The sequence below is a fragment of the Pseudomonas sp. NFPP25 genome (assembly GCF_900116505.1).
Taxonomy (GTDB): Bacteria; Pseudomonadota; Gammaproteobacteria; order Pseudomonadales; family Pseudomonadaceae; genus Aquipseudomonas; species Aquipseudomonas protegens.
The window spans coordinates 96,117-109,528 of the sequence record NZ_FPBG01000008.1 but is presented as its reverse complement, the minus strand read 5'-3'; the positions used below and the strand labels follow the sequence as shown (position 1 = coordinate 109,528).

10 protein-coding genes are annotated in these 13,412 nt (G+C 67.0%); 9 read left to right on the top strand and 1 reads right to left on the bottom strand.

Annotation, left to right across the window (positions count from 1 at the left end; all coding sequences use genetic code 11):
• Nucleotides 1–167: 167 nt before the first annotated feature.
• From pedH to BM382_RS27945, 6 genes are all read left to right on the top strand, one after another.
• Complete coding sequence (gene pedH / locus BM382_RS27970) at nt 168–1,943, top strand: PQQ-dependent alcohol dehydrogenase PedH (protein ID WP_072444708.1); 1,776 nt, start codon at nt 168–170, stop codon at nt 1,941–1,943.
• Nucleotides 1,944–2,229: 286 nt separating this feature from the next.
• Nucleotides 2,230–3,750, top strand: a complete 1,521-nt coding sequence (locus tag BM382_RS27965; protein WP_072444706.1) for an acetaldehyde dehydrogenase ExaC — start codon at nt 2,230–2,232, stop codon at nt 3,748–3,750.
• Between the two features lie 275 nt (nt 3,751–4,025).
• Nucleotides 4,026–4,097, top strand: coding sequence for a pyrroloquinoline quinone precursor peptide PqqA (pqqA, locus tag BM382_RS27960; RefSeq protein ID WP_011060521.1), 72 nt, complete (start codon nt 4,026–4,028; stop codon nt 4,095–4,097).
• Between the two features lie 61 nt (nt 4,098–4,158).
• The gene (pqqB, locus tag BM382_RS27955) at nt 4,159–5,073 is read left to right on the top strand and encodes a pyrroloquinoline quinone biosynthesis protein PqqB (protein WP_072444704.1); all 915 of its coding nucleotides are present in this window, start codon (nt 4,159–4,161) and stop codon (nt 5,071–5,073) included.
• A 422-nt stretch (nt 5,074–5,495) separates the two neighbouring features.
• The gene (ercA, locus tag BM382_RS27950) at nt 5,496–6,659 is read left to right on the top strand and encodes an alcohol dehydrogenase-like regulatory protein ErcA (RefSeq protein ID WP_011060523.1); all 1,164 of its coding nucleotides are present in this window, start codon (nt 5,496–5,498) and stop codon (nt 6,657–6,659) included.
• Nucleotides 6,643–8,370 (top strand): PAS domain-containing hybrid sensor histidine kinase/response regulator, encoded by a 1,728-nt coding sequence (locus BM382_RS27945; RefSeq protein WP_015635023.1) that lies wholly within the window; start codon nt 6,643–6,645, stop codon nt 8,368–8,370. Before ercA ends, BM382_RS27945 begins: the two co-directional genes overlap by 17 nt.
• 44 nt (nt 8,371–8,414) lie before the next feature.
• On the opposite strand, the gene BM382_RS27940 is transcribed toward BM382_RS27945, so the two are convergent.
• Nucleotides 8,415–8,963 carry a YniB family protein gene (locus BM382_RS27940; protein ID WP_019093656.1) on the bottom strand — a complete coding sequence of 183 codons (549 nt, stop codon included), beginning with the start codon at nt 8,961–8,963 and terminating at the stop codon, nt 8,415–8,417.
• Between the two features lie 164 nt (nt 8,964–9,127).
• Between BM382_RS27940 and BM382_RS27935 the strand changes: the two genes are divergently transcribed.
• From BM382_RS27935 to BM382_RS27925, 3 genes are read left to right on the top strand one after another with little or no spacing between them, the layout of a single operon-like run.
• Nucleotides 9,128–9,796 (top strand): ABC transporter ATP-binding protein, encoded by a 669-nt coding sequence (locus BM382_RS27935; protein WP_011060526.1) that lies wholly within the window; start codon nt 9,128–9,130, stop codon nt 9,794–9,796.
• Nucleotide 9,797: 1 nt separating this feature from the next.
• On the top strand, nt 9,798–12,278 hold the full coding sequence (locus BM382_RS27930; RefSeq protein ID WP_072444702.1) for an ABC transporter permease: 2,481 nt from the start codon (nt 9,798–9,800) through the stop codon (nt 12,276–12,278).
• The gene (locus tag BM382_RS27925) at nt 12,268–13,353 is read left to right on the top strand and encodes a lipocalin-like domain-containing protein (RefSeq protein WP_011060528.1); all 1,086 of its coding nucleotides are present in this window, start codon (nt 12,268–12,270) and stop codon (nt 13,351–13,353) included. Before BM382_RS27930 ends, BM382_RS27925 begins: the two co-directional genes overlap by 11 nt.
• The last annotated feature ends 59 nt before the right edge of the window (nt 13,354–13,412 follow it).

The following is a 13,412-nucleotide window of genomic DNA, read 5'->3' as shown; positions in this document are numbered from 1 at the left end:
GGCAGGGAGATCGGGTGGGGCTTTGTAGGCGTCGGCGGCCGCTCCTGTACCAAGGAACTAGAAAACTCCGCACTGCGGGCAATTGTTGGCAGGCAGGCCGGGACCAAGAATTCCCGGCAGACCGGGAAAATTTCCCGGGAACAACAATAACCGCCGAGGTAGCCGTCATGACCCAACCCCCACGTCGTCCCTTTTTCGCCGTGAGCCTGGTGCTCAGCGCCATGCTGCTGTCCAGCGCGGCCCTGGCCGCCGTCACCGATGAAGAGATCCTCCAGGACCCGAAGAACCCGCAGCAGATCGTCACCAACGGCCTGGGCGTCCAGGGCCAGCGCTACAGCCCGCTGGATATCCTCAACGTCGATAACGTCAAGGAGCTGCGGCCGGTCTGGGCCTTCTCCTTCGGCGGCGAGAAGCAGCGCGGCCAGCAGGCCCAGCCGCTGATCAAGGACGGGGTGATGTACATGACCGGTTCCTACTCGCGGGTGTTCGCGGTGGACGCGCGCACCGGCAAGAAGCTCTGGCAGTACGACGCGCGCCTGCCGGACGACATCCGCCCGTGCTGCGACGTGATCAACCGCGGCGTGGCGCTGTACGGCGACCTGGTGTTCTTCGGCACCCTGGACGCCAAGCTGGTGGCCCTGAACAAGGACACCGGCAAGGTGGTGTGGAGCAAGAGGGTCGCCGATCACAAAGAGGGTTACTCCATCAGCGCGGCGCCGATGATGGTCAATGGCAAGCTGATCACCGGGGTCGCCGGCGGCGAGTTCGGCGTGGTCGGCAAGATCCAGGCCTACGACCCGAAAAACGGCGAGCTGCTGTGGATGCGCCCCACCGTGGAAGGCCACATGGGCTACGTGTACAAGGACGGCAAGGCCATCGAGAACGGCATTTCCGGCGGCGAGGCGGGCAAGACCTGGCCGGGCGATCTGTGGAAGACCGGCGGCGCGGCGCCGTGGCTTGGCGGCTACTACGACCCGGAAACCAACCTGCTGCTGTTCGGCACCGGCAATCCGGCGCCGTGGAACTCCCACCTGCGCCCTGGCGACAACCTGTATTCCTCGTCGCGCCTGGCCCTGAACCCGGACGACGGCACCATCAAGTGGCACTTCCAGAGCACCCCCCACGACGGCTGGGACTTCGACGGCGTCAACGAGCTGATCTCCTTCAACTACAAGGAGGGCGGCAAGGAGATCAAGGCCGCCGCCACCGCCGACCGCAACGGCTTCTTCTACGTGCTCGATCGCACCAACGGCAAATTCATCCGCGGCTTCCCCTTTGTCGACAAGATCACCTGGGCCACCGGCCTGGATAAGAACGGCCGGCCGATCTACAACGAGGCCAGCCGCCCTGGCGCCCCGGGTAGCGAAGCCAAGGGCAGCTCGGTGTTCGTCGCCCCGGCCTTCCTCGGCGCCAAGAACTGGATGCCCATGGCCTACAACCGCGACACCGGGCTGTTCTATGTGCCGTCCAACGAATGGGGCATGGACATCTGGAACGAAGGCATCGCCTACAAGAAGGGCGCGGCGTTCCTCGGCGCGGGCTTCACCATCAAGCCGCTGAACGAGGACTACATCGGCGTGCTGCGGGCCATCGACCCCATCAGCGGCAAGGAAGTCTGGCGCCACAAGAACTTCGCGCCGCTGTGGGGCGGGGTGCTGACCACCAAGGGCAACCTGGTGTTCACCGGCACGCCTGAGGGCTTCCTCCAGGCGTTCAACGCCAAGACCGGCGAGAAGGTCTGGGAATTCCAGACCGGCTCCGGGGTCCTGGGCTCGCCCGTGACCTGGGAAATGGACGGCGAGCAGTACGTCTCGGTGCTCTCCGGCTGGGGCGGCGCGGTGCCGCTGTGGGGCGGCGAGGTGGCCAAGCGGGTCAAGGACTTCAACCAGGGCGGCATGCTCTGGACCTTCAAGCTGCCCAAGGACCTGGTGAGCAAACGCTGATCGTAAGCGCCAGCTTGCCGGCGAAGGCGCCCGCACGACCGCCTTCGCCGGCAAGCCGGCTCCTACAAAGCTCTCGCAATATCCCTGCCGACCGTAGGAGCCAGCTTGCTGGCGAAGAGGCCCGCAAGAGCGCCTTCATCGGCAAGCCGGCTCCCGCACAGGGCAATCAACCTACGACCAAATGACGAGAGCCCCCCTGCCAACGATGCATTCGTCCGGCACGCGGGGCTCTCTACCATCGAGCCATCGCCTGTCGTGGACAGGCATCGACCAGCAGAGGCCCAGCATGATCTACGCACAACCCGGAACCCCAGGCGCCGTCGTGTCCTTCAAGCCACGCTACGGCAATTTCATCGGTGGCCAGTTCGTGCCGCCGGTGGCTGGCCAGTACTTCAGCAACACCTCGCCGGTCAACGGTGAGGTGATCGCCGAATTCCCGCGCTCCACTGCCGCGGACATCGACAAGGCGCTGGACGCCGCCCATGCCGCCGCCGATGCCTGGGGCAAGACCAGCGCCCAGGACCGTTCGCTGGTGCTGCTGAAGATTGCCGACCGCATCGAGCAGAACCTGGAGATCCTCGCGGTCAGCGAAACCTGGGACAACGGCAAGGCCGTGCGCGAAACCCTCAACGCCGACGTGCCTCTGGCCGCCGATCATTTCCGCTACTTCGCCGGTTGCATTCGTGCCCAGGAAGGCGGCGCCGCAGAGATCAACGAACTGACCACCGCCTACCATTTCCACGAACCCCTGGGCGTGGTCGGGCAGATCATCCCGTGGAACTTCCCGCTGCTGATGGCTGCCTGGAAGCTGGCCCCGGCCCTGGCCGCCGGCAACTGCGTGGTGCTCAAGCCCGCCGAGCAAACCCCGCTGTCGATCATGGTCTTCGCCGAGCTGATCGCCGACCTGCTGCCGGCCGGGGTGCTGAACATCGTCCAGGGCTTTGGCCGCGAAGCCGGCGAGGCCCTGGCCACCAGCAAGCGCATCGCCAAGATCGCCTTCACCGGTTCCACGCCGGTGGGCTCGCACATCATGAAATGCGCCGCCGAGAACATCATTCCGTCCACCGTGGAGCTGGGCGGCAAGTCGCCGAACATCTTCTTCGAAGACATCATGCAGGCCGAACCCAAGTTCATCGAAAAGGCCGCCGAAGGCCTGGTGCTGGCGTTCTTCAACCAGGGTGAAGTCTGCACCTGCCCATCCCGGGCCCTGGTCCAGGAGTCGATCTACGAGCCGTTCATGGCCGAGGTGATGAAGAAGATCGTCAAGATCAAGCGCGGCAACCCGCTGGACACCGAGACCATGGTCGGCGCCCAGGCGTCGCAGCAGCAGTACGAGAAGATCCTCTCCTACCTGCAGATCGCCCAGGAGGAGGGCGCCGAGCTGCTCACCGGTGGCGCCGCCGAGCTGTTGGAAGGTGACCTGGCCAGCGGCTATTACATCCAGCCGACCCTGCTCAAGGGCCACAACAAGATGCGCGTGTTCCAGGAAGAGATCTTCGGCCCGGTGGTGGGCGTGACCACCTTCAAGGACGAAGCCGAGGCCCTGGCGATTGCCAATGACAGCGAGTTCGGCCTGGGTGCCGGGCTGTGGACCCGCGACATCAACCGCGCCTACCGCATGGGGCGGGCGATCAAGGCCGGCCGCGTGTGGACCAACTGCTACCACCTGTACCCGGCCCACGCCGCGTTCGGTGGCTACAAGAAATCCGGCGTGGGCCGCGAGACCCACAAGATGATGCTCGACCACTACCAGCAGACCAAGAATCTGCTGGTGAGCTACGACATCAATCCCCTGGGCTTCTTCTAAGGGCAACAACAGGCGCGGTGGTTGGGTGCCGCCGCGCTTGTGCGGGACGGACACGGGGAGGGCTCATGGGTGGGCACCTCCCCGTGTGCGTTGTGGGCGCAGCACCGCCAACCCTGTAGGAGCCAGCTTGCTGGCGAAGAGGCCCGCAAGACCACCGTCAATCCACCCCTACCAACGCACCCGCCAGCTCGTCCCAAAGTAGCATTCGGCCCCCGCGCTCCCCGTGTATTAATGCCTTTACCGGAATCCCCCGGCACAACAAGAGGCTTGACCCCATGTGGCATAAACCCGCGTACACCGACCTGCGTATCGGCTTTGAAGTGACCATGTACTTCGCCAACCGCTGAGCCGTCCCGCTCCGGCCGGTACTGGTGTCGGCCGGAGCCTTTTGCCCTTCAGGAGCACCTCATGCATATCCGCATTCTCGGGTCCGCGGCGGGTGGCGGTTTTCCCCAGTGGAACTGCAACTGCCATAACTGTGCCGGCGTGCGCAACGGCACGCTGCGGGCCCGGCGCCGCACCCAGTCGTCCATCGCCCTGAGCGACCAGGGCAGCGAGTGGATCCTGTGCAACGCCTCCCCGGACATTCGCCAGCAGCTGGAGTCCTTTCCGGTGCTGCAACCGGCCCGACAGCTTCGGGACACCGCCCTGGCCGGGGTGATCCTGCTGGACAGCCAGATCGACCATTGCACCGGCCTGCTCAGCCTGCGCGAAGGCTGCCCGCATCAGGTCTGGTGCACCGAGATGGTCCACCAGGACCTGTGCAGCGGCTTCCCCCTGTTCAACATGCTCAGCCACTGGAACGGCGGCTTGCAGTGGCAGCCCATCCACCTCGATGGCCGGGAATTCAGCCTGCCGGCCTGCCCGGACATCGCGCTGCGGGCGATTGCCCTGCGCAGCAGCGCGCCGCCGTATTCGCCCCATCGCGGCAACCCGCACCCGGGGGACAATATCGGCCTGTTCATCGAGGACCGGCGCAGCGGCGCCAGCCTGTTCTATGCCCCGGGTCTGGGGCAGGTGGATGAGGCCCTGCTGGGGTGGATGGAGCGCGCCGACTGCCTGCTGGTGGATGGCACCTTGTGGCGCGACGATGAAATGCGCGTCTGTGGCGTCGGCGACAAGCTGGGCAGCGAGATGGGCCATCTGGCGCAAAGCGGCCCCGGCGGCATGCTTGAAGTGCTGGAGCGCTTTCCCCGGGCGCGCAAGGTGCTGATCCACATCAACAACACCAACCCGATCCTCGACGAGGACTCCCCCGAGCGCGCCGAACTGACCCGCCGCGGCATCGAAGTGGCGCATGACGGCATGGACATCCATCTCTGACGCCACCCGGTCCCTGTAGCCGCTGCCGAGCCCGCGAGGCTGCGCAAAGGCCCGCAGGGCCTTGCCTGACCATCTCCCGCCAAACCCGCAGCGGCCTCAAGAGCGCTGCGGCCCTTCGTGCCGTTCGCAGCCTGCGGCAGCGGCTACACCAACCTCGGATCGGCACTGGCCCTGTAGCCGCTGCTGAGCCCTGGCGAAGCTGCGAAAAGGCCCGCAGGGCCTTGCCTGACCATCTCCCACCGAACCCGCAGCGGCCTCAAGCACGCTGCGGCCCTTCGTGCCGTTCGCAGCCTGCGGCAGCGGCTACATGGCCTGTAGCCGCTGCCGAGGCTGCGAAGTCCGCCAATGGTCGGATTGCTTTCAGCAACGGATGCTTTAGGCTGGCGTTCTTCTCCAGAACAATAAGAAAACAGGCTTCCCCCATGGGCCAGAATCTCAGTCTGCTGCGCAAGTTCGTCTCTCCGGAAATCATCTTTGGCGCCGGTTGCCGGCACAACGTCGGCAACTATGCGAAGACCTTCGGTGCGCGCAAGGTGCTGGTGGTCACCGACCCCGGGGTGATCGCCGCCGGCTGGGTCGCCGATGTCGAGGCCAGCCTGCTGGCCCAGGGCGTCGAGTACTGCCTGTACAGCGCGGTGTCGCCCAACCCGCGGGTGGAGGAGGTGATGCACGGCGCGCAGATCTACCGGGAAAACGCCTGCGATGTGATCGTCGCGGTCGGTGGCGGCAGCCCCATGGATTGCGGCAAGGGCATCGGCATCGTCGCCGCCCACGGGCGCAGCATCCTCGAGTTCGAGGGGGTGGACACCATCCGCATGCCCAGCCCCCCGCTGATCATGATCCCGACCACCGCCGGCACCTCGGCGGATGTCTCGCAGTTCGTGATCATCTCCAACCAGCAGGAGCGGATGAAGTTCTCCATCGTCAGCAAGGCGGTGGTCCCTGATGTGTCGCTGATCGACCCGGAAACCACCCAGGGCATGGACCCGTTCCTGTCCGCCTGCACCGGCATCGACGCCCTGGTGCATGCCATCGAGGCTTTCGTTTCCACCGGCCACGGGCCGCTGACCGATCCCCACGCCCTGGAAGCCATGCGCCTGATCAACGGCAACCTGGTGCAGATGATCGCCAACCCCTCGGACATCGCCCTGCGCGAGAAGATCATGCTCGGCAGCATGCAGGCCGGGCTGGCGTTCTCCAACGCGATCCTCGGCGCGGTGCATGCCATGTCCCACAGCCTGGGGGGCTTTCTCGACCTGCCTCACGGGCTGTGCAACGCGGTGCTGGTGGAGCATGTGGTGGCCTTCAACTACAGCGCGGCGCCGGAGCGATTCAAGGTGATTGCCGAGACTTTCGGCATCGACTGCCGCGGGCTCAACCAGCGGCAGATCTGCGGGCGCCTGGTGGAGCACCTGATCGCCCTCAAGCGCGCCATCGGCTTCCACGAGACCCTGGGCCTGCATGGGGTCAGCAGCAGCGATATTCCGTTCCTCTCGCAGCACGCAATGGGCGACCCATGCATCCTCACCAACCCTCGTGAATCCAGCCAGCGTGATGTCGAGGTGGTCTATGGCGAGGCCCTCTGACGAACAGCAACGGGCCCTGGCCGGGCTCCTGGGGCTGGGCAACCACTCGGCGCGCAAGAGCCATTACCCGGAACTGGCGGCGCGCCTGGAAGACCTGGAAACCGAGCGCAACCGCTACAAGTGGCTGTTCGAGAACGCAGTGCACGGCATCTTCCAGGCCAGCCTGCAGGCCGGCATGCGTGCCGCCAACCCGGCCCTGGCGCGCATGCTGGGGTATCAGGACCCCCAGGAAGTGCTGTTTTCCCTGGCCGACCTGGCGGGCAACCTGTTCGTGGGCGGCGCCGGGGAACTGGCGGCCATCGGCGAGCAGTTGCAGAACCAGCGCAGCCTGCTGGGTTACGAAACCCAGCTGCGGCGCAAGGACGGCAGCAGCATCGATGTGCTGATGAACCTGTTGCTCAAGCCCGACCAGGACGGGCTGGTGGAAGGGTTCGTCGCCGACATCACCGAGCGCAAGCTGGCCCAGCAGCACCTGGAACAGCTCAACGACCAGCTGGAGCAGCGGGTGGCGGCGCGCACCGATGAGTTGCTGGACGCCAACCGCAACCTGCAGCAGCAGATCGCCCGGCGCGAGCGCATCGAGCGCGACCTGCGCGAGGCCCGGGACGCCGCCGAGGCAGCCAACCGCAGCAAGGACAAGTACCTGGCCGCCGCCAGCCACGACCTGCTGCAACCTCTGAATGCCGCACGCCTGCTGATTTCCACCCTGCGCGAGCGCAGCCTGCCGGCCCCGGAGCAACTGCTGGTGGAACGCACCCACCAGGCCCTGGAAGGCGCCGAGGACCTGCTCACCGACCTGCTGGATATTTCCAGGCTCGATCAGGCGGCGGTGAAGCCGGACCTGGCCACCTACCGCCTGGATGAAATGCTCGCGCCCCTGGTTTCCGAGTTCCAGTCGGTGGCCGAGGCGGCGGGGCTGGGGCTGCGGGTGCGCTTCGGTGACTTTGCCCTGTTCACCGACTTGCGGCTGATGACGCGGATCCTGCGCAACTTCCTCAGCAATGCCTGCCGCTACACCGAGCGCGGCAGCATCCTGCTGGCGGCGCGCCGTCGCGGCGACCAGTTGCGGCTGGAGGTGTGGGACACCGGGCGCGGTATTGCCGCCGACCGCCTGGAGTCGATTTTCCTTGAATTCAACCAGCTGGATGTAGGCCGCGCCGCCGACCGCAAAGGGGTGGGACTGGGGCTGGCGATTGTCGAGCGCATCGCCAAGATTCTCGGCTATCGGGTGCAGGTAGCGTCGCGGCCGGGGCACGGTTCGCGGTTCAGCATCGAGGTGCCATTGGCGGCCCGGGTGCCCTTGCCCTTGAGCCAGCAGGCGCCGCAGCCGGGCACCGGCAACCCGCTGCCGGGGCGGCGCCTGCTGGTGCTGGACAACGAGTTGAGCATTCTTGAAAGCATGGCTGCGCTGCTCGGCCAGTGGGGCTGCGAGGTGCTGACCGCCACCGATCAGGCCGCGGCCCTGGAGGTGCTGCAGGGCCGGGCGCCGGAGTTGATCCTGGCGGACTTCCACCTGGATCACGGGGTCACCGGCTGCCAGGTGGTCAGGCGCTTGCGCGAGCATTTCCAACAACCGCTGCCGGCGGTGATCATCACCGCCGACCGCAGCGACCAGTGCCGCCGCGCCTTGCAGCAACTGGGCGCGCCGCTGCTCAACAAACCGGTGAAGCCGGGCAAGTTGCGGGCCGTGCTCAGCCAGTTGCTGGGCTAGTGGTGGCAAGGGGGGGCGGCTAAATCGATGCGCCGGCGCGGGGCTCAGATGATGCGCAGCATCCACAGTAGGCCCAGGTAGACCGCCGCACAGCCCAGGGGCCAGACCACCAGCAGGCGGGTCTGGCTGAAGAACGACGGCGCTTTGCCCACCAGGGTCGAGTCCTCCAGCTGTTGCAGCGTCTTGGCGGGGACGCCTTCCTCCACCGGGGCCTGGAGCTGGGCCTCGATCAGCGGCTCGACTTCTTCGACCTTGCGTATCATCCCCCGGCCCGTGGCGAACAGCGCCGCGCCGACGAAGATCAGCAGGTAGATCACCAGGAATTTCCAGTGGGAGGAGTAACTCAGGTCGAGGAAGCTGGGTGTCGGGCTGTTGTCCCAGAACCAGTTCAAAGGCTGGGTGTTGGCATTGACCTGGTACACGAAGTACTTGATCGGGCGATTGATGGTCGAGGCCATGGTGGTGTAGCTGTCCAGGCGCCAGTAGAGCATTTTCAGGGTCGAGAAAAAGGTCGAGATCAAGGCACCGGTAAACAACAGTGCGCCTGCGGCGATGTACAGCCGGTACTGCAATTGGGCCCTGGTGTAGGTCATGGGTGCTTCCTGCAATGAACAAAAGGGCCGCAATACTATATTCCGTGGCCGCTGGGCGATAGGGGCGCGCCCTGGCTCATCGGTTGCAGCGCTGCAGGTTTGCGCTGGTGCCATGGGCGACACGGGTTATCCTTGAGCCCCCTTCAGGTCGGACGAGTCAGCCCATGCTGGAAGTACAAGGAGTGTTCAAGAGCTATGCCACCCCCCAGGGGCCGCTGGCGGTGCTGCAGGGTGTCGATTTGCACCTGGGGCAGGGCAGCAGCCTGGCGCTGATGGGCGAATCCGGCAGCGGCAAGAGCACCTTGCTGCACCTGGTGGCCGGGTTGGACCAGGTGGATGGCGGCAGCATTCGCATCGGCGCCCAGCGCCTGGAGCGCATGAGCGAAAGCCAGTTGGCCAACTGGCGCCGCACCGAAGTCGGCCTGGTGTTCCAGCAGTTCAACCTGATTGGCAGCTTGCGGGTCGAGGACAACCTGGGTTTCCAGGCGCGCCTGGCCGGGCGCTTCGATCCGCGCTGGCAGGCGCAGTTGGTGGAACGCCTGGGCCTGGGGGACTTGCTGCGCCGCTACCCCGAGCAGCTGTCCGGCGGCCAGCAGCAGCGGGTCGCTTTGGGCCGGGCCCTGGCGTCGAGGCCCGGGCTGTTGCTGGCCGATGAACCCACCGGCAGCCTCGATGAAACCACCAGTGACCAGGTGCTGGATTTGCTGCTGGAACTGCTGGCCGACAGCCCCACCAGTTTGCTGATGGTGACCCACAGCCAGCGCGTGGCCAGCCGTTTGCAACACACCGTGGTCCTGCAGCGTGGCCGCCTGGCCGCAGCGGGCGGGGCCTGAGATGCGGGTGCTGCGTGGCACCTTGCAGGCGCTGTTGAGCCACTGGCGCCAGCACCCGGTGCAGTTCTTCAGTGTGCTCACCGGTTTGTGGCTGGCCACCAGCCTGCTGACCGGGGTCCTGGCCCTCAACAGCCAGGCCCGGGACAGCTATGCCCGGGCCAGCCAGTTGATTGGCGGTGAACCCCAGGCCAGCCTGGGCACGGCCACTGGCGCAAGCTTTGCCCAGCAATGGTTCGTCGACCTGCGCCGGGCCGGCTGGCCGGTGTCGCCGGTGCTGCAAGGGCGGGTGCAGTTGCAGGGCTTCGAGGCGCTGCGCCTGCAACTGATGGGCATCGAGCCTTTGTCCTTGCCCGCCGGTTCCGCAGTGACCGGCAAGCCACTGGCGATGCAGCAGGTGGTGGAGTTCTTCAGCCCTCCGGGGCGTACCTGGGTTGCCCCAGAGACCCTGGCCAGCCTCGGCTACCGCGAGGGCCAGCAGCCCCGTGCCAGCAATGGCCGGCTGCTGCCGCCGTTGCAGGTGCAGGCGGACATGGCCCCGGGGCTGCTGCTGATGGACATCGGCTTTGCCCAGCAGGTACTCGACCAGCCGGGGCAACTGAGCCGCCTGCTGTTGCCCCGGGACTTTGCCGCCCGCGCGCCACCCTTGCCGGCCGAGCTGGCGGGGCAACTGGTGCTGCATTCGGGCGAGTCGGAAAACACCCTGGCGCGCCTGACCGAGAGCTTTCACCTGAACCTGGATGCCTTGGGTTTCCTGTCCTTCGTGGTCGGGCTGTTCATCGTGCATGCCGCCATCGGCCTGGCCCTGGAGCAACGTCGTGGCCTGCTGCGGACCTTGCGCGCCTGCGGGGTCAGTGCGCGGCTTCTGATCTTCAGCCTGATTCTGGAACTGGGGGCCCTGGCGCTGCTGGGTGGAGTGGCGGGGGTCATCAGCGGCTACCTGCTGGCCGGGCTGCTGCTGCCGGACGTGGCTGCCAGCCTGCGCGGCTTGTACGGCGCCGAGGTGGCGGGGCAGTTGAGCCTCAGCCCCGGGTGGTGGTTCAGCGGTATCGGCCTGAGCCTCTTGGGGGCCTTGCTGGCCGGCGCCGCCAGCCTGCTGCGGGCGGCGCGCCTGCCGCTGCTGGCCCTGGCCAACCCCCAGGCCTGGCATCAGGCCCATGCCCGCTGGCTGCGCCGCCAGGGGGCGGTGGCCGTAGTGGCGCTGCTGCTGGCCCTGGCGGCGTGGCAGTGGGGCGACAGCCTGGCCAGCGGCTTTGTGCTGATGGCGGCCTTGCTGCTGGCGGCGGCCCTGGGCCTGCCGGTGCTGCTCGATGCGGTGCTGGGGGCCTTGCTCGGGCGCCGGCGTGGGGTGCTGGGGCAGTGGTTTCTTGCCGATTGCCGCCAGCAACTGCCGGCCCTGAGCCTGGCCCTGATGGCGCTGCTGCTGGCGCTGGCGGCGAATATCGGCGCCGGCAGCATGACGGCAGGGTTTCGCGAAACCTTCAACGACTGGCTGGAGCAACGCCTGAGCGCCGAGTTGTATGTCAATCCGCAGAGCCCGGAGCAGGCCCGGCAGTTGCTGGACTGGTTGCCGCAACAGGCCCAGGTTGTCGCTGTGCTGCCCAGCTGGCAGGTGGCGTTGCAGGTGCAGGGTTGGCCGGCGGACCTGTATGGGGTGATCGACCATCCCAGCTACCGCCAGCACTGGCCGCTCCTGGAAAGCGACGGCGCCGAGCCCTGGGCACAACTGGCGAGCCAGGACACCCTGATGCTCAGTGAACAGCTGGCCCGACGCCTGAAGGTGCGCCCCGGCGACCGCCTGAGCCTGCCGGTGCCCGTCGGGCAGTGGGCGCCCCGGGTGGTGGGGATCTACGCCGACTATGGCAACCCCAAGGGCCACCTGCTGGTGAATGCCGGGCACTTGCTGGCGCATTGGCCAGCGCTGACGCCGAGCCGCTTCAACCTGCGCCTGGCGCCGGGAGCGATGCCCGGGCTGGTCGGCGCCTTGCAACAGCGGTTCGCCCTGGACGACAGCCGGATCATCGATCAGGCCCGGCTCAAGGGCTGGTCGCAGCAGGTCTTCGAACGCACCTTCGCCGCCACCGCCGCCCTCAACAGCCTGACCCTGGGGGTGTCCGGGGTGGCGCTGTTCATCAGCCTGCTGACCCAGAGCCAGAGCCGGCTGGGCCAGCTGGCGCCGCTCTGGGCCCTGGGGGTGGGGCGGCGTCAACTGATGCTGCTGAACCTCGGGCAGACCTGGCTGCTGGCTTTGCTCACCCTGGTCCTGGCGCTGCCGTTGGGCATCCTCCTGGCCTGGTGTCTGGACAGCGTGATCAATGTCCAGGCCTTTGGTTGGCGCCTGCCGTTGCGGGTGTTCCCCGGGCAGCTTCTGCAACTTCTGGGCCTGGCCATGCTGGCGACTCTGTTGGCATCGGCCTGGCCGCTGCTGCGTTTGTACCGCGCGCAACCGGCGGACCTGCTGAGGACTTTTGCCCATGAAGACTGATGTGTTGGGCCGGGCCCTGGCGGGGTTGCTGCTGGCGCTGCTGGCCGGTTGTGAACAGCCCGCCGAGCCGCCCCAGGGTTTCGCCGGCCTGGGCAGCGAGGCCGCGGCCTTCACCCCGGTGCTGCCGGGGCGCAGTTTCAGCTTTCCTGCCGACCACGGTGCCCATGACGGGTTTCGCATCGAGTGGTGGTACCTCACGGCAGACCTGAGCGACGCCCAGGGCCGCCACTTCGGCGTGCAGTGGACGCTGTTTCGCAGTGCCCTGCGGGCCGCTCCCGAACAACCGGGCTGGGGCGCGCCGCTGGTGTGGCTGGGCCATGCAGCGGCCACTTCGGCCCAGAGCCACCACGCCGCCGAGCGCTATGCCCGGGGTGGCGTCGGCCAGGCCGGGGTGATCGCGCAGCCGTTCCAGGCCTGGATCGACGACTGGCAGTTGAGCACCCTGAACAGCGCCGGCGACCCCCTGGCGCGGATGCAGGTGCAGGCCGCGGGGCCGGGGTTTGCCTATCGCCTGCAGCTTTCCAGCAGCCGGCCGCTGGTGCTGCAGGGCGAGGGCGGCTACAGCCGCAAATCCGACCAGGGGCAGGCCTCCTACTACTACAGCCAGCCGTTCTTCCAGGCCGCGGGGGAGTTGCAGATCGATGGCCAGCGCTATCAGGTCAGCGGCCCGGCCTGGCTCGACCGGGAATGGAGCAGCCAGCCCCTGGGCGCGGACCAGAGCGGCTGGGACTGGTTCTCTCTGCACCTGGACAGCGGCGAGCGGCTGATGCTGTTCCGGGTCCGCGAGCGGGACAAGGCGCCCTATATCACCGGCACCTGGATCAGCACCGATGGCCACACCCAGAGCCTGGGCAAGGAGCAGATCCAGTTGCTGCCGTTGGCCCAGTCCAGGGTCCAGGGCCGCAGCCTGCCCACCACCTGGCAACTGAAGATCCCCGCCAAGGGCCTGGATATCACCACCCGGGCCCTGAACCCCCAGGCCTGGATGAACCTGAGCATTCCCTACTGGGAAGGGCCGCTGCAATTCGCTGGCAGCCACAGTGGCAGCGGCTACCTGGAGATGACCGGTTATTGAGGGCACCGCGACGCTTGCACCCATCCCCCCGGTGAAAGCTGGCAGGGCGTCTATGCTCA